At 70.7% G+C, this 16,115-nt stretch carries 13 protein-coding genes; 10 read left to right on the top strand and 3 right to left on the bottom strand.

From position 1 onward, the window contains the following. From ACF088_RS37640 to ACF088_RS37625, 4 genes are all read left to right on the top strand, one after another. Entirely contained in the window at positions 1 to 762 is a 762-nt protein-coding gene (locus ACF088_RS37640; protein WP_392380461.1) for a TIGR03089 family protein, read from the top strand. 273 nt (positions 763 to 1,035) lie between these two features. Further along, positions 1,036 to 2,265 (top strand): LCP family protein, encoded by a 1,230-nt coding sequence (locus tag ACF088_RS37635; protein WP_392380460.1) that lies wholly within the window; start codon positions 1,036 to 1,038, stop codon positions 2,263 to 2,265. Between the two features lie 227 nt (positions 2,266 to 2,492). Further along, positions 2,493 to 4,247, top strand: a complete 1,755-nt coding sequence (locus ACF088_RS37630) for an LCP family protein (protein ID WP_392380459.1) — start codon at positions 2,493 to 2,495, stop codon at positions 4,245 to 4,247. Between the two features lie 71 nt (positions 4,248 to 4,318). Continuing rightward, on the top strand, positions 4,319 to 6,034 hold the full coding sequence (locus ACF088_RS37625) for an LCP family protein (RefSeq protein ID WP_392380458.1): 1,716 nt from the start codon (positions 4,319 to 4,321) through the stop codon (positions 6,032 to 6,034). 114 nt (positions 6,035 to 6,148) lie between these two features. Here the strand turns inward: ACF088_RS37625 and ACF088_RS37620 are convergent, their stop codons facing one another. Continuing rightward, complete coding sequence (locus ACF088_RS37620) at positions 6,149 to 7,180, bottom strand: glycosyltransferase family 2 protein (RefSeq protein ID WP_392380457.1); 1,032 nt, start codon at positions 7,178 to 7,180, stop codon at positions 6,149 to 6,151. 346 nt (positions 7,181 to 7,526) lie between these two features. Here ACF088_RS37620 and ACF088_RS37615 point away from each other — a divergent pair, with 346 nt between their 5' ends. The 3 genes from ACF088_RS37615 to ACF088_RS37605 all read left to right on the top strand — a co-directional run bounded on the left by ACF088_RS37615 (position 7,527) and on the right by ACF088_RS37605 (position 10,262). Then, positions 7,527 to 8,993, top strand: coding sequence for an LCP family protein (locus ACF088_RS37615; protein ID WP_392380456.1), 1,467 nt, complete (start codon positions 7,527 to 7,529; stop codon positions 8,991 to 8,993). Positions 8,994 to 9,141: 148 nt separating this feature from the next. Beyond that, positions 9,142 to 9,600: a hypothetical protein gene (locus ACF088_RS37610; RefSeq protein ID WP_392380455.1), complete on the top strand. Its 459-nt coding sequence runs from the start codon at positions 9,142 to 9,144 to the stop codon at positions 9,598 to 9,600. A gap of 80 nt (positions 9,601 to 9,680) precedes the next feature. Then, positions 9,681 to 10,262 carry a VanZ family protein gene (locus ACF088_RS37605; RefSeq protein WP_392380454.1) on the top strand — a complete coding sequence of 194 codons (582 nt, stop codon included), beginning with the start codon at positions 9,681 to 9,683 and terminating at the stop codon, positions 10,260 to 10,262. Here ACF088_RS37605 and ACF088_RS37600 read toward each other — a convergent pair. Beyond that, positions 10,213 to 10,767, bottom strand: a complete 555-nt coding sequence (locus ACF088_RS37600; protein ID WP_392380453.1) for an acyl-CoA thioesterase — start codon at positions 10,765 to 10,767, stop codon at positions 10,213 to 10,215. The two genes, ACF088_RS37605 and ACF088_RS37600, sit on opposite strands and share 50 nt — an antisense overlap. Positions 10,768 to 11,038: 271 nt before the next feature. Here ACF088_RS37600 and ACF088_RS37595 point away from each other — a divergent pair, with 271 nt between their 5' ends. Further along, positions 11,039 to 12,328 (top strand): LCP family protein, encoded by a 1,290-nt coding sequence (locus tag ACF088_RS37595; protein ID WP_392380452.1) that lies wholly within the window; start codon positions 11,039 to 11,041, stop codon positions 12,326 to 12,328. Between the two features lie 85 nt (positions 12,329 to 12,413). Here the strand turns inward: ACF088_RS37595 and ACF088_RS37590 are convergent, their stop codons facing one another. Then, positions 12,414 to 13,589 carry an acyl-CoA dehydrogenase family protein gene (locus ACF088_RS37590; RefSeq protein WP_392380451.1) on the bottom strand — a complete coding sequence of 392 codons (1,176 nt, stop codon included), beginning with the start codon at positions 13,587 to 13,589 and terminating at the stop codon, positions 12,414 to 12,416. Between the two features lie 292 nt (positions 13,590 to 13,881). Between ACF088_RS37590 and ACF088_RS37585 the strand changes: the two genes are divergently transcribed. Both ACF088_RS37585 and ACF088_RS37580 read left to right on the top strand, forming a co-directional pair. Then, entirely contained in the window at positions 13,882 to 15,222 is a 1,341-nt protein-coding gene (locus tag ACF088_RS37585; RefSeq protein WP_392380450.1) for a UDP-glucose dehydrogenase family protein, read from the top strand. A gap of 488 nt (positions 15,223 to 15,710) precedes the next feature. Next, the gene (locus ACF088_RS37580) at positions 15,711 to 16,082 is read left to right on the top strand and encodes a VOC family protein (RefSeq protein WP_392380449.1); all 372 of its coding nucleotides are present in this window, start codon (positions 15,711 to 15,713) and stop codon (positions 16,080 to 16,082) included. The last annotated feature ends 33 nt before the right edge of the window (positions 16,083 to 16,115 follow it).

Here is a 16,115-nt window from a genome sequence, read left to right as displayed (position 1 = left end):
ATGAACGCCACCGATCGCACCCCCGCCGACCTGCTGAGTTCCGCGCTCGCCACGGACCCGGCCCGCCCGCTGGTGACCTTCTACGACGACGCCACCGGTGAGCGCGTGGAACTGTCCGTCGCGACCTTCGCCAATTGGGTGGCCAAGACCGCCAACTACCTCCAGGGAGACCTGGCCGCCGAGCCCGGCGACCGGCTCGCACTGCTGCTGCCCGCGCACTGGCAGACCGCCGTCTGGCTGCTGGCCTGCTCCTCGGTGGGCGTGGTGGCGGAGGTGGACGGCGATCCGGCCGCCGCCGATCTCGTCGTCACCGGGCCCGACCTGCTCGATGCGGCCCGCGCCTGCTCCGGGGAGCGGGTGGCGCTGGCGCTGCGCCCGCTGGGCGGCCGTTTCCCGCAGCCGCCGGAGGGTTTCGCCGACTACGCCGTCGAGGTGCCGGGGCAGGGCGACCGGTTCGCGCCGTTCGCACCGGTGGACCCGGGGGCCGCGGCCCTGGTGGTGGGCGGCGAGGAGCTGACCGGCGCCGGTATCGGGGCGCGCGCCCTGGCCGACGCGGCGACGGCCCAGCTGCCCGAGGCGCCCCGGGTGCTGTCGGGACTGCCGTACGACACCTGGCAGGGCCTGTCGTACGGGCTCTACGCCCCGCTGGCGACCGGCGGTTCCGTGGTGCTGTGCCGCCACTCGGACCGGGCGGGCGCGGAAGCCGCGGCCACCCGGGAGACCAGCGAGAAGATCACGTACAAGGCGCCGCCACCGCACTGATCACAAGGCCCCGTCCCTGCGCTGAGCCCAGGACGCGGTCACCGCACCGAGCCCAAGACGCCGTCCCGCACCGAGCGCGAAGCGCCGTCTCCGTACCGAGCGGTCCTCCCCCGTCCGGCGGACCGGTGGCGCCCGTGGCGGGCCGGTTCGCCCGTTTCGGTCCATGATCTTGAGTACGTACCACCACTTGCGTACGTACCACCATGCGCGGGGTTCGTCCGTCTCTTGTTCCGTCCGGGCCCTCGTGCAGGCGCGACGCCGACTCCGCGAGGGATGGACGCACAGGTGACCGAGACCCCCGAGCCTCCCCGGTTCACCGGCTGGGACGAACGTCCGGCCGAGGGGCTGGGGTCGCACCGGCCGGGGCTCTCGCGCACCCCGCACCGCTGGCGGGGCTGGGCCGCGCTGGGGATCACGGTTGTCATGCTGGCCGGGGCCGGGAGCGGCTGGGCGGTGTACGCCAAGCTCAACAGCAATATCCGCACCGACAGCGCCACCGAGAAGGAGCTGCGGAAGTGGGAGTCCGAGCGGCCCCCCGCGGGCCCGCCGAACGCCGCGAACGTACTACTGATCGGCTCCGACAGCCGTAGCGGCGACAACCGCCAATACGGCCGCGACAGTGGCCAGCGCTCGGACACCACGATGCTGCTGCACCTGGCGGCGGACCGGAAGAGCGCCACCGCGGTGAGCATCCCGCGCGATCTGATGGTGGAGGTGCCGCACTGCAAGCGCCCGGACGGCACGGAGACGGCACCGCGGACGACCCAGTTCAACGGGGCGTTCGCGCTCGGCGGCGCGGCCTGCATGATCCGTACGGTCGAGAAGCTGACCGGTATCCGCATCGACCACTACTTGATCATCGACTTCGTGGGCTTCAAGAAGATGGTGGATGCGGTGGACGGCGTCGAGATCTGTCTGTCCCGGCCGGTCGACGACCCCGCAGCGCATCTCACCCTGCCCGCGGGCCGGCAGACCCTGCACGGTGAGGCCGCGCTCGGATTCGTACGGGCCCGCAAGAGCCTGGGGAACGGAAGCGACACCCAGCGGATGCAGCGACAACAAGACTTTCTTGGCGCTCTCGTGAAGAAAGTGCAGAGCAATGGTGTGCTGCTCAATCCGACCCGGCTGTATCCGGTGTTGGATGCCGCGACGAGTTCACTGACCACGGACGCCGCGCTGGCTTCCCTGAAGGGGCTGTACGAATTGGTGCGCAGCACCCGCAGCATTCCCACCGGCCGGGTCCAGTTCATGACCGTGCCGCGCCGGGAGTACCGCTACGATCCCAATCGCGATGAGCTGGTCCAGCCGGACGCCGGCCGGCTCTTCGGGCAGCTGCACAGCGATCTTCCGGTGACCGTGAAACCCCCGCCCGACACCGGGGAGAAACCGGTCCGCACGGGAGCCGGAGCACCGGCCGGACGGACGGACGGCACCCCCTCGCCGCCGCCGGATCCGGGCCCGTTCTTTCCCGGGACGACGGCGGGACACGGGGTCTGCGAATAAAGATGCCGCAAAGTACACCTGGTGACGCGAATGGATTGGGCGGATTGCCCAGTTGTAGGCAAGTGGAATTTGTCACGCGCGTCGCGGGGCGCTGAACTGGGCGGATAGTGTGAGCGATCCGGTCGCAGGACCAGCTGACCGATGACCATGCACTACACGATCGATCGACCGACCGAGCGCCTTGAGGGGATGGCGCCGCGTGGCACCGACGGAGGACTCAAGGCACCGTGGACGCGCAAGGCCGTGGGCGGGCGGGCGACAACAACGTCGATCCCGCCGATCAGTGGGTGTTCGACCCGAACACCGGCAACTACGAGCTGCGGCTTGACCATGACGGTCAAGCCGACGCTCGGCCCGCCGACCGCAAGACGGCCGGCTCCAGACGTGCCGCGAGCAGGTCGGGCGGTGACACCGACACCCGGCCGCTGCCGACCCAGCGCGGCCGCCGGGGCGAGGACGCCGAGGGCGACGAGCGCGCCGAGGGCGGGCGAGCGGCCCGGCGGTCGGCCGGCAGCCGCACGGCGTCCGCGGCAGCCGCGGGCCCGGCGAGCCGCCGCAAGCGCAAGCCGAAGGCGTCCGGGAAGAAGAGGGCGCTGTACTGGACGGCCGGTGTGGTGGGCTTCGTTCTCGTCGTCGGCTGCGGTGGGGCGTTCTACCTCTACCAGCAGCTGAACGGCAACATCTCCAAGGTCGACGTCGGCGTGGAGAACGACGCGGTCTCCGACGGCCCGGTCAACGTCCTCATCATCGGGACGGACGCCCGCTCCGGGAAGGGCAACTCCGGCTACGGCGACGCCGGCAGCGTGGGGCACGCGGACACCACGATCCTGATGCACATCTCCAAGGACCGGTCGAACGCCACCGCGCTGAGCATTCCGCGCGACATGATCACCGACATCCCGAGCTGCCCGACGAAGCAGAAGGACGGCTCGACGAAGAACATCCGCGGCGAGCACGGGGTGCGCTTCAACACCAGCCTGGGCCAGGAGGGCCGGGACCCGGGCTGCACCTGGCGCACCGTCGAGAAGCTGACCGGGCTGAAGATAAATCACTTCATGATGGCCGACTTCAACGCGGTCAAGTCGCTGTCCACCGCGGTCGACGGCGTCGAGGTGTGCGCGGGCAAGGACCTCAACGACCCCAAGTCGCACCTGAAGTTGAAGGCCGGCCGGCACATCGTCAAGGGCGAGCAGGCGCTGGCGTTCGTCCGTACCCGGCACGCCATCGGATTCGGCAGCGACCTGGACCGGATCAAGATGCAGCAGCAGTTCCTCAGCTCGCTGATCCGCAAACTGAAGTCCAGCGCCTTCAGCAGCCCCGGCAAGCTCTACGACGTCAGCCAGGCGGCGACCAAGGCACTCACCGTCGACACCGGTATCGGTTCCGCGAACAAGCTGCTGGACTTCGGCACCGACCTCAAGAAGGTCGACATCGACAAGGTCACCTTCGCCACGGTGCCGGTGCTGGACAACCCCGACGACCCGGCCACCGTCATCCTCAACAAGACCGCTGCGGACCCACTGTTCGCGATGGTCCGAGCGGACCACGCCCTGGCCAAGGGCAAGAAGGGCAAGGGCAAGAAGTCCGCTCCGGTGAAGAAGGCCCCGCCCGAGCAGGTGCGGGTCGATGTCACCAATGGCGGCGGGCCGATCGGTTCGGCACAGGAGACCGTGGACTGGCTGCAGAACACCAAGGCCGCCAAGCTCTCCACCAACGCCGGCAACGCCCCGGCGAAACTGGCCACCACCCGCCTCGAATACGCGCCCAACCAGGCCGACCAGGCCGCCACGCTGGCGGACTGGATGGGGCTGCCCAAGAGCGCGCTGAAGAAGTCGTCGCACAACGCCGGTGACCGGGTCCCGATGAAGCTCACCCTCGGCAAGGACTTCAAGGCACCGGGCACACCGATCGACGCGCCGACCGAAACCCCGGACGGGGTGCAGAACGTCAATGCAGATGACAAGAACGTCTGCGCGAAGTGACCTGAGCGGGCTCCGGCCGCCCCACCGAGGCGCCGAACGCACCATCGGACTGACAACGGGGAGAGGGCCCAATGCGGCAGAGCAGTGTGCGTGGTGACCGATCACGCCGGCGACGCCAGCCGGACGCACCGGATGCGCAGGAGCTGGGCTGGGACGACGGTCTCTACGACGACAAAGGGCTGCCGCCGGACGCACCCGGCTGGACACCCGCCGCGGGCGGTGACGCGTCCTTCGGGGACGGCGACGGGGACGGAGACGGGGACGCAGAGGGCGGCGGCCACCGCAAAGGAGGCCGGCCGCGCCGCGGCAAGGGCCGCAAGGTGCTGCGCTGGACCGCCCTGACCCTCGCCGTCCTGATAGTGGGCGGCGCGGGCGCCGGGTACTGGTACTACGAGCACCTCAACGCCAACCTCCGCAAGGCCCCGCGGTCCCTGGCCGGGGACGGTCTGAAGAAGCCGGATCCCAACGCCTTCGGGCAGAGCCCGCTGAACATCCTGCTGCTGGGCTCGGACGGCCGGAACAGCAAGAAGAACATCGAGCTCGGCGGCGCCCGGCAGGACGCCGACCGCAAGCCGCTCGCCGATGTGCAGATGCTGCTGCACGTCTCGGCGGACCGCAGCAATATGTCGGTGATCTCCATCCCGCGCGACACCCGGGTGACGATCCCGCAGTGCACCGACCCGAAGACCCACAAGGTCTATCCGCAGACCTCCGCGGCCATCAACCAGTCGCTCCAGCACGGCGGTCCGGGCTGCACGCTCGCCACCTGGCAGGAGCTGACCGGTATCTACATCGACCACTTCATGATGGTCGACTTCTCCGGCGTGGTGGACATGGCGGACGCCATCGGCGGCGTCCCGGTCTGTGTCGACAACAACGTCTACTCGCACGACAGCAAGGGCCACGGCAGCGGGCTCAAGCTCACCAAGGGCACCCACTCCGTCAAGGGCGTCCAGGCCCTGCAGTGGCTGCGCACCCGCTACGGCTTCGAGGACAACACCGACATCGGCCGGGCCAAGGCCCAGCACATGTACATGAACTCGATGGTCCGGCAGCTGAAGAAGGGCACCAAGCTCACCGACCCGGGGCAGCTGCGTGACCTGGCGGAGGCCGCGACCAAGGCGCTGACCGTCGACGACGGCCTCGACACCGTCAAGAAGCTCTACGACCTGGGCAGCGACCTCAACCGGGTGCCGACCAAGCGCCTCACGATGGTCACCATGCCCTGGCAGTACAGCCCCGACGAGTCGTACGTGATGCCCAAGCCCGGCGATGCGGACGCGACCTTCGCGCTGCTGCGCAACGACGCCGCGCTGGACGGCAAGGACAAGAAGAAGAAGGCGGCGCCGGACCCGAAGCCGTCAACTCCCAAGGAGCAGCTGAAGGTTGTGGTGCAGAACGGCACCAACAGCACGGTGAACGGCCCGGTCTCCGGCCGCGCGGCGGTCATCCAGCAGCGGCTGTCCGGCCTCGGCTACACCGCGGCAGGCACCGACTCCGCGCTCACCACCCAGGCCGACACCACCGTCACGTACCGGGACAAGGGGCAGCGGGGCGACGCGCTGGCGCTGGCGAAGGCGCTGGGCCTGCCCAAGGGCGCGGTCCGGGAGTCGAGTTCGGCCACCGGGATGCGGCTGGTGGTCGGCAGCGACTGGCGCAACGGCTCGGCGTACCCGAAGCAGTCGGGCGACGAGAAGGGCGCCGACAAGGCGCCGGACAGCGCCGATGCACTCAACGGTGAGGACTCCAAGGCCTGTATGAAGGTGAATCCGCAGTACAGCTTCTAGACACCTTCCGGGGCCTTCCGGGGCTGCCGGCGGCCCCGGTGGTTTTTTCCCCGCCGCCCACCCCCCTTCGGGGGGTGGGCGGGTGTGGAGGGGAGGTTTCCCGTCGGGCCCGCCCTACTCCGCCCCGGCCGCCGGGGCCATGACCGCCGGGCGGCGGCTGGCGATGACCCTCTTGGCGAGGGAGCGGGGGCTGGTCAGGAAGCCCACGCCCCAGGCCATGTGCATGGTGGCCAGGGCGAGCGGGATCTGGGCGCGTGCCTTGAGCGACAGCCCCTTGCCGGCGGGCACCGACCCCGCGGCGATCGCCGCGAGATAGCCGCCCGGGACGATCAGCGCCCAGGGCGTGACCGTCGCACCGGCCACCAGGCCCGCCGCGATGGCGCACACCGCGGTCGGCGGCGCGAGATAGCGCAGATTGATCGAACCGGCGTGGTAGCGGGCGACGACATGGCGCCACTTGCCGTAGTCCTTGTACTGCTTGGCCAGCGCCTTGATGCTCGGCCGCGGGCGGTACTGCACCCGCAGCTCGGGCGAGAACCAGATCTGCCCGCCGGCCTCGCGGATACGGAAGTTCAGCTCCCAGTCCTGGGCGCGGATGAACTCCTCGTTGTAGCCGCCCTGCTGCTCCAGCGCCTCGCGCCGGAACACCCCGAGATAGACCGTCTCGGCAGGGCCGGCCTGCCCGCCCGTGTGGAAGGCGGCATTGCCCACACCGATCTTGGAGGTCATCGCGGCGGCGACCGCGTCCTCCCAGGCGTTCTCCCCCTCGGCGTGCATGATGCCGCCGACGTTCGCGGCGCCGGTCTCCTCCAGGAGGCGCACCGCGGTGGCGATGTAGTTCGCGGAGAGCATGCCGTGGCCGTCGACACGGACCACGACGGGGTGCCGGGACGCCTTGATCGCGGCGTTCAGCGCGGCGGGGGTGCGGCCGGTGGGGTTCGGGACGGTGTGCACCCGGGCGTCTTCGGTGACGAGCTCGGCGGCGATCTCGTCCGTACGGTCCGTGGACGGACCGAGGGCGATCACCACCTCCATCTCACCGGCGTACTCCTGCTCCAGGATGTGCCGGACCGAATTGCGCAGGTGACGTTCCTCATTGAGCACCGGCATGATCACGGAGACGGCCGGGGGCTGCTGCTGCGGCATGGTTCCTCAGGGGTACGGCCCGCGGCGGAGCCGCCAGCGACGGCAGCGCCCGCCGGGAGACTGCAGTATCGCGCCTCACGTTACCGCGAATGGGGGACAGCGTCGGACGCAGCCGGGTGGCCGGGCGCCGGATGCCCGGCGTGTGGCGCTCCGCATCCGATCATATGGACCTACGGTGCTCTAGCCGGATTTACCCCTATTCCTCCCCCTGTTCGTCCGTCAGCTCACCCCTCAACTCAGCCCTCGGCTCCTCCCCCGCTCTTTCCCTCCCCGTCCTGACCCGCTCCCCCCGCCGGGCACCGCTCACGCCCGTCCAGCCGCCCGTCCAGCCGCGGAGGTGTCCCCCGTGACCGCGCCGTTCCGCTCCCCCCGTCCGGCCAGGCGCCGGGCCGCCCGGCCGAGCCCGCGCCGGCGCCCGCCGGGCCCGCGCTGGGGGCTGCGGATCGGCGCGGTCACGTCCGTGCTGCTGCTGGCCGCGAGCGGTGTCGGGCACGCCGTGGTCACCGGCGTGGAGAGCGGCATCGGCCGGGTGGACGCCTTCACGGGCATGAGCAACCGGCCCGGCGGCGGCGACGGGCTGAACTTCCTGGTCGTCGGCACGGACGGGCGCGACAAGCTCACCCCCGGCGAGAAGCGGAAGTACCACCTCGGCGGGGCGCCCTGCCACTGCACCGACACCCTGATGCTGGTGCATCTCTCCGCCGACCGGGACCGCGCCAGCGTGGTCAGCCTCCCCCGCGACTCCTATGCCGAGGTCCCCGCGCACACGGACGCGGTCACCGGCCGGCCGCGCGCCCAGCACGCCATCAAGCTGAACGCGGCCTACGCCGAGGGCGGCCCCAGCCTCACCGTGCGGACCGTCGAGCACATGACGGGGGTGCACATCGACCACTATCTGGAGGTCGACTTCACCAGCTTCATGCGCAGCGTGGACGCGGTCGGCGGGGTGGAGATCTGCACCGTACGGCCGCTGCGCGACAGCTATACGGGCCTGGATCTGCCGGTCGGCAAGTCGCGGCTGGGCGGCGGCCGGGCACTGCAGTACGTGCGCTCACGGCATGTCGACGGCTCCGCCGACCTCGGCCGGATGCAGCGCCAGCAGCGCTTCCTGGCCGCCCTCATCCACAAGATCACCTCCTCCGGAGTGCTGTTGAACCCGATCCGTTTCCGGGACGTCGCCGACACGGTGCTGGGATCCGTACGCGCCGACTCCGGCTTCGAGGCCAACGACCTGGTCGATCTCGGGCAGGCGATGCGCGGCTTCACCCCCTCGTCCTCGGAGTTCACCTCCGTGCCGCTGCGCACTGTGGCCCAGCCGGTGCCCGGCGTCGGCTCGACCGTGCGGTGGGATCCGGTGCAGGCGCCGAAGCTCTTCCAGGCCATCCGCGAGGACAAGCCGCTCGCTGTGCACCGGGACCGAAAAAAGGAGCCGCGGGCCAGGGTCGTGGACGTACCGCCGGGGCAGGTCCAGGTGCAGGTCGGCGACGGCGGCGGCCGGACCGGCCCGGACACCACGGTGGCCAGGGAACTGCAGGCCACCGGCTTTGCCACCACCGGCGTACCCGGCACCTCCCCCCTCGGCAAGGCGCCCCGCACGGTCATCGCCTACGACCCGCGCTGGGACCGCTCGGCCCGTTCGCTGGCCGCCGCGCTGCCGGGCGCCGAGCTGCGCCCGGTGGCCGGGCGGGGGCCGGTGATGCAGGTGACGGTCGGCCAAGGCCACCAGGCGGTGCAGCGGGTACGGGCCGAGGAGCCGCCGCAGAAGCCGGGCGGGATCGCGGCGATCACCGGTGACGAGGCAGTGTGCACATGACCGAGCGCAGGGAACTCCGCACCGGGGGGTGCGCGCCTCGCGCGGGCGGGCCGCACGCGGGCGGGGCCGGGCGAAGCGAGGCGTCGCACGGGGCCGGGGCCGGGCGAAGCGAGGCATCGCACGGGGCCGGGCGAAGCGAGGCGTCGGCATGAGCGTCCCCGCGCCCCGCCGGACCGCGTCCCGGCCGCCCGCACGCCGTCCGGACGCCCGCCGCGATGCACGCCGGATCGTGGTGGCCGTCGCGGCGATGTGCCTGGTCGCGGCCACCGCCGCCGCGGCGCCGCCGGCGCCCCCGGAACCGACCGGCTGCGGCGATCTGGTGCGCGGCCAGCTGTGTCTGCGCGGTCCGGTGGGGGCCGACGGTACGTACACCGCGGCCTACCGGCGGGCCGGGGCGGCGAGCGGGACGGACGAGATCATCGTGCGGCTCGGTTATCAGCGCAAGAACGACCGGATCACCGCCTTCCCCGGATGGTTCGGCACCCGGCGGACGCAGGGCGGCGCGGTCGTGCTGAGCGGCCGGGTGGAGATGCTCGCGGACGAATGCATCCGGGGCGTCATGGAGCGTGGCGAGACGGTCTATGTCACGAAGTGGAGCTGCAGCTGAAGTGGAGCTGCAGCTGAAGTGGAGCTGCAGCTGAAGTGGAGCTGCAGTTGATGTCCTGGACGGCCTGAAAGGGGCGCATCGTGTGGCAGGTTGTGCTGGACGTCACCCCCACCGCGGTGACGCTCTTCCTGGTCCTGGCGCTGGCGGGGGCCATGGCGTTCGCCCTGTGGACGGCCCTCACCCCCGGCAGCGGCGCGCCGCGCACCACGGCCCGGATGCTGCTGGCCGGCTGGCTGCTGCTGTTCCTGGTGGCGACCCTCGCGCCGAGCCAGCCGATCGGCTCCGGGGACGCGACGGTGTGGTGGCGGCCCGGTGAGGGGCTCTTCGATCTGGGGGCGCAGCTGGAGCCCGGGGAGCTGGCGATGCTGGTGCGGCGGCAGATCGCCACTGCCGCGCTGTTCGTGCCCGCATCGCTGCTGCTGAGATTTGCGGCGCCGCGCACCTCGGCGGCCGCGGCGTTCCTGCTGGGCGTGGGGCTGTGCCTGGTCGTCGAGACGGCGCAGCTGCTGATGCGGGCCGGGCGGATCGCCGATATCGACGATGTGATCTGTGCGGCGGCAGGCACCGTCACCGGCGCCGGGCTGGCGCTGCTCGGGCAGCTGGCGGTCGCCGCTATGCGTCGTCGAGTCCTTCCGCGGCGCGCCGTTCGCGCAGCTCCATGATCGCTCGCCGCCGGGCGAGGCGGTGCGTCCGGCGGATCTGCGCCTCCTGGTAGCGGCGTTGGTCGCGCTCGGTCTCGGGGAGCACCGGCGGCACCCGGCGCGGCTTGCCCTGCTCGTCGACGGCGGCGAAGACCAGGTAGGCGGAGCCGACCTGCTGGGGCGGGCTGGATTCGTTCCAGCGCTCGGCCAGAACCCGTACGCCGACCTCCATCGAGGAGCGGCCGGTCCAGTTGACCTGGGCGCGGACGTGGATGAGATCACCGATCCGGACCGGTTCGAGGAAGGCCATCTCGTCCATCGAGGCGGTCACGGCGGGCCCACTGGAGTGGCGCCCGGCGACGGCGCCCGCCGCATCGTCGACGAGTTTCATGATCACGCCGCCGTGCACCGTTCCGAGGAGGTTGGTATCGCCGGCCGTCATGATGTGGCTGAGTGTGATGCGGGACACGGACGTGGGCTTGCCCACGATCTCGCCCTCGGCGCTGTCGGTGACGAGTTCGGTCATACAGCCAGCCTAAGTGGCGCCCCGTACGGCCCCGCCCCACGCCGATCGTGAGACTGGTCTCGCCTTTGCGCAGGTCCGTGACACAGGTCTCCTCGCCCTCGCCGGAAACCATCCGGAATGGTTGCTTCCATTCGTGCAGGTCGGAATGGTCATGGGCCCGTGCGGTATGCGGCGGAAGACCGCCGTCGCTTTGCATCAGCTCTGCAACAGCCCTGGCCCGATCCGGCACCCGCTCTATGGAGGACCCCCGTGGGGCATGCACACTTCCCGTATGAATGAGTGGCCCAATGGGTGGTCCGGCGACCAGAGCGGCAACCGGTACGGACACGGCAGCGGCAGCGCCGAGCCGGAGGGTGCGCGCGCGATGCCACAGGTGCGTCGCGACGCGGGCCCCGGCTATCAGCGGCAGGAGCCTCCGCTGCCGCCGTCGATGTCCCCGCGCCGGGGCGCGGCCGTGCCACCGCAGCAGTCCCAGGGCTACGACGACGCATACGACGGATACAACACCGGCCAGGTCTACGGCGGCGGCCACGGCGGCGGCAGCGGTGACGGCCATGACGACGGCCGCGGCGGCCGGCCGCGTCCCCGCTGGGGCCGGCGCATCAAGTGGACGGTCATCGCCCTGGTCGCGGTGCTGGCGGTCGCCTCGGTGTCCACCTACTTCTGGGCCGACGGCAAGCTCCGCCGGAAGGTGGACCTGAGCAAGGTCATCGACCGGCCGGCGACGGGCGACGGCACGAACTACCTGATCGTCGGCTCGGACAGCCGCGAGGGCATGTCCGCGGCGGAGAAGCAGAAGCTGCACACCGGCTCCGCCGAGGGCAAGCGCACCGACTCGATGATGATCCTGCACGACGGCAGCAACGGTCCGACGCTGATATCCCTGCCGCGTGACTCGGACGTGGAGATACCCACCTACGTCGGCTCGGACTCCGGCAAGAAGTACCCGGGCACCGGACGGCACACCAAGCTCAACGCGGCCTACGCCGAGGACGGCCCGGAGCTGCTGACGCGCACCGTCGAGTACAACACCAAGCTGCACATCGACCACTACGTCGAGATCGGCTTCGCCGGCTTCGCCAACATCGTGGACGCCATCGGCGGCGTCGAGATGGACATCCCCAAGGCGTTCAAGGACAAGAGCTCCGGCGCCGACTTCCCGGCCGGCAAGCAGACGCTCAACGGCCAGCAGGCGCTCGCCTTCGTCCGCACCCGGCACGCCTTCGCCGGCCAGGACCTGGACCGGACGAAGAACCAGCAGAAGTTCCTGGCGACCCTGGCGAGCCAGACCGCCACCCCCGGCACCGTCCTCAACCCCTTCAAGCTCTACCCGACCATGAGCGCCGGCCTGGACACGCTCATCGTCGACAAGGACATGGGCCTGTGGTCCCTGGGCAACATGTTCTTCGCGATGAAGGGCGTGACCGGCGGCGAGGGCAAGTCGATGAACATGCCGATCTCCGGCAGCACCGGCGGCAACCTGGTCTGGGACAAGGCCAAGCTCCGGCAGCTGGTCCAGCAACTGAACAACGACGAGAAGGTCACGGTCTCCGGCAACTGACCGGCGGCCCGATCCGAGAAGACAAGGAGAGGGGCCCCGAACCGCAACGGCGGTCCGGGGCCCCTCTCCCGTGCCCGTGCCCTGACTACTGGGGCAGGTTGCGCGCCATGACGATCCGCTGGACCTGGTTGGTGCCCTCGTAGATCTGCGTGATCTTGGCGTCCCGCATCATCCGCTCGACCGGGTAGTCACGGGTGTAGCCGTAGCCGCCGAGCAGCTGGACGGCGTCCGTGGTGATCTCCATGGCCGCGTCCGAGGCGTAGCACTTGGCCGCGGCGCCGAAGAACGTCAGGTCCTCGCCCTTGCCGCCGGCGGAGATCCGCTCGGAGCGGGCGGCCGCGGCGTAGGTGAGCTGGCGGGCCGCCTCCACCTTCATGGCCATGTCGGCGAGCATGAACTGGACGCCCTGGAAGTCACCGATCGGCTTGCCGAACTGCTTGCGCTCCTGGACGTAGCCCTTGGCGTAGTCCAGGGCGCCCTGGGCGATGCCGAGGGCCTGGGCCGCGATGGTGATGCGGGTGTGGTCCAGGGTCTTCATGGCGGTGGCGAAGCCGGTGCCCTCCGCGCCGATCATGCGGTCGGCGGGGATCCGGACGTTGTCGAGGTAGACCTCGCGGGTCGGGGAGCCCTTGATGCCGAGCTTCTTCTCCGGAGCGCCGAACGAGACCCCCTCGTCGCCCTTCTCGACGACGAAGGCCGAGATGCCCTTGGAGCGCTTCTCCGGGTCGGTGACGGCCATCACCGTGTAGGAGTCGCTGACGCCGGCGTTGGTGATCCAGCGCTTGACGCCGTTGAGGAGGTAGTGGTCGCCGTCACGGACGGCCTTGGTCTTCATACCGGCCGCGTCGGAGCCGGCGTCCGGCTCGCTCAGGCAGTACGAGAACATCGTGTCGCCCTTGGCCAGCGGGCCCAGGTACTTCGCCTTCAGCTCCTCGGAGCCGGAGAGGATCACCGGGAGCGAGCCGAGCTTGTTGACCGCCGGTATGAGGGAGGACGAACCGCAGACGCGGGCCACCTCCTCGATGACGATGACGGTCGCCAGCGCATCGGCGCCGGCACCGCCGTAGGCCTCCGGTACGTGGACGGCGTGCAGGTCGTTGGCGACCAGCGCGTCGAGCGCCTCCTGCGGGAAGCGGGCCTCCTCGTCCACCGCGGCGGCGAACGGCGCGATTTTCGCCTCGGCGAGCGAGCGCACCGACTCGCGGAGCATGTCGTGCTCCTCGGACGGCCGGTACAGATCGAAATCAGCGGTTCCCGCCACGCTTTCTCACTCCCCTGTGAGCTGTCGGCAGTGCTAACTACCGTTAAGTAACTCTTTACCTCTCCGGATTCTAGGCGCCGGGCCGGGCCTGCGGATACGTGAGGTTGCCGACAGTTACAGACCTGCTCGCGCGACGACTGGAGATGGCCCTTCCGAGCCCGACTATGCTCGGTCAGCGCCGTTTTCCTCGGTCCGGTGACCGGACGACCCCGCACCCCCGGCACTGCGCGCCGCATCCGCCACCCGTCACCCGACCACCGCCCCTCCACGTCCCCCTTTTTTTGGAGCATCCATGGCCCTCAAGATCACCGTGATCGGCACCGGCTATCTCGGCGCGACCCACGCCGCGGCCATGGCCGAGCTGGGCTTCGAGGTGCTGGGGCTCGATGTGGTGCCCGAGAAGATCGAGATGCTGCAGCGGGGCGAGGTCCCGATGTACGAGCCCGGCCTGGAGGAGCTGCTGCGCCGCCATGCCGAAGGGATCGAGGGATCGACCGGCCGGCTGCGCTTCACCACCTCCTACGAGGAGGCCGGGGCCTTCGGCGATGTCCACTTCGTCTGTGTGAACACCCCGCAGAAGCACGGTGAGTACGCCTGTGACATGTCGTACGTGGAGAGCGCTTTCGACGCGCTGGCGCCCCATCTGACCCGGCCCGCCCTGGTGGTCGGCAAGTCGACGGTGCCGGTGGGCAGCGCGGCCCGGCTCGCCGAGCGGCTGGCCGCGGCCGCCCCGGCAGGCGCCGCCGTCGAGCTGGCCTGGAACCCGGAGTTCCTGCGCGAGGGGTTCGCCGTCAAGGACACCCTGCACCCCGACCGGATCGTCGTGGGAGTGGCCGGTGAGCGGGCCGAGGAGCTGCTGCGCGAGGTGTACGCCGCCCCGATCGCCGAGGGCTCGCCGTTCATCGTCATGGACTACCCGACGTCCGAGCTGGTGAAGGCCTCGGCCAACTCCTTCCTGGCGACGAAGATCTCCTTCATCAACGCCATGGCGGAGGTCTGCGAGGCGGCCGACGGCGATGTGGTGAAGCTCGCCGAGGCCATCGGGCACGACGACCGGATCGGCAAGAAGTTCCTGCGGGCCGGTATCGGCTTCGGCGGCGGCTGCCTGCCCAAGGACCTGCGGGCCTTCATGGCGCGCGCCGGTGAGCTGGGCGCCGACCAGGCGCTGACGTTCCTGCGCGAGATCGACTCGATCAATATGCGGCGCCGCGGTCACATGGTCGAGCTGACCCGGGACGCGGTCGGCGGCGGCTTCCTCGGCAAGCGGGTCGCCGTCCTGGGGGCGACCTTCAAGCCGGACTCGGACGATGTCCGTGACTCCCCCGCGCTCAATGTCGCCGGCCAGATCCACCTTCAGGGCGGCCAGGTGACGGTGTACGACCCGAAGGGCATGGAAAACGCCCGGCGCCTCTTTCCGACGCTGGCGTACGCGGACAGCGCACTGGAGGCGGTGCGCGGCGCGGATGTGGTGCTGCATCTGACGGAGTGGCGCGAGTTCCGTGAGCTGGACCCGGCCACCCTCGGCGAGGTGGTCGCCGAGCGCCGCATCCTGGACGGCCGTAACGCCCTGGACCCGGAGCTGTGGCGCAAGGCGGGCTGGACGTACCGGGCGCTGGGGCGCCCCCGCGCGTAGCTTTCCCCCCACGTACCCGGCTTTCCCGCCGTGGTGGCTTGTCGCCGTTGTGCCTGCGGCGGGCGTGGTTCGTCGGGTGCGCCGACGGCCCTCCGGACTCCGTCCTGCGGTCCGTCCCCTCCCGTGAGTGGGTGATGAGGTGGCGGGGGCGCGCGTCTCCTGTCCGCTGCCCCCGGGGGAGTCCGCTGGGCGCACCCGCCCATCCACCTGCGCCCCCACCGGTCTTCTCCCACCCCCAACGGGGAGGGGCCGGACCGCAGGACGGAGTCCGGAGGGGCGGTCCCGCAGCCGAACAGCCCCGCGCAGCGGTAACAGCCCGCCGCAGGCGCCACGGCGGGACGGCAAACAACGCCGGCAAGGCCAAGCGCAGGCGCATCGGCGCCACGGCGGGACGGCCGACGACATGGGGCGACCCGCCAAGCGCAGGCGCATCGGCGCACCGCGCCAAACGCGCCGCGCCGTGCCCCCGGGCATGGCATCGTGACGGCATGAGCCTCATCACATTCGGCGTTGTCGCACTGGACTGTCCCGAGCCCCGGGCCCTCGCGGATTTCTATGCGGAAATGCTCGGCTGGCGGGTGACCGACGAGGACGACGACTGGGTCGAGATCACCGGACCGGACGGCCGGCTCCTCGCCTTCCAGCGGGTGGCCGAGGGCTACCGGCCGCCGCAGTGGCCCGGCCAGGACATGCCGCAGCAGCTGCACCTCGACTTCGACGTCCCGCGAGCGAAGATCGACGAGGCCGAGCGCAAGGTCGTCGCGCTGGGCGCCAAGCTCGTCCAGCACGACGACGGGAAGCACAGCTGGCGGGTCTATCTCGACCCGGCCGGGCACCCGTTCTGCCTCTGCATGAGGTGAGGGCCCGGCCGGGTGCGTGAGGACCCGGCCCGG

The sequence above is a fragment of the Streptomyces sp. NPDC015125 genome (assembly GCF_043080045.1).
Classification (GTDB): Bacteria; Actinomycetota; Actinomycetes; order Streptomycetales; family Streptomycetaceae; genus Streptomyces.
This window is presented reverse-complemented; position numbering and strand designations above follow the sequence as displayed.

What these genes read in the sequence shown, in the direction of transcription:
- ACF088_RS37640 (WP_392380461.1), top strand. Translation starts at nt 1, where the DNA reads ATGAACGCCACCGATCGCACCCCCGCCGACCTGCTGAGTTCCGCGCTC.
- ACF088_RS37635 (WP_392380460.1), top strand. Translation starts at nt 1,036, where the DNA reads ATGGACGCACAGGTGACCGAGACCCCCGAGCCTCCCCGGTTCACCGGC.
- ACF088_RS37625 (WP_392380458.1), top strand. Translation starts at nt 4,319, where the DNA reads ATGCGGCAGAGCAGTGTGCGTGGTGACCGATCACGCCGGCGACGCCAG.
- ACF088_RS37620 (WP_392380457.1), bottom strand. Translation starts at nt 7,180, where the DNA reads ATGCCGCAGCAGCAGCCCCCGGCCGTCTCCGTGATCATGCCGGTGCTC.
- ACF088_RS37610 (WP_392380455.1), top strand. Translation starts at nt 9,142, where the DNA reads ATGAGCGTCCCCGCGCCCCGCCGGACCGCGTCCCGGCCGCCCGCACGC.
- ACF088_RS37600 (WP_392380453.1), bottom strand. Translation starts at nt 10,767, where the DNA reads ATGACCGAACTCGTCACCGACAGCGCCGAGGGCGAGATCGTGGGCAAG.
- ACF088_RS37595 (WP_392380452.1), top strand. Translation starts at nt 11,039, where the DNA reads ATGAATGAGTGGCCCAATGGGTGGTCCGGCGACCAGAGCGGCAACCGG.
- ACF088_RS37585 (WP_392380450.1), top strand. Translation starts at nt 13,882, where the DNA reads ATGGCCCTCAAGATCACCGTGATCGGCACCGGCTATCTCGGCGCGACC.
- ACF088_RS37580 (WP_392380449.1), top strand. Translation starts at nt 15,711, where the DNA reads ATGAGCCTCATCACATTCGGCGTTGTCGCACTGGACTGTCCCGAGCCC.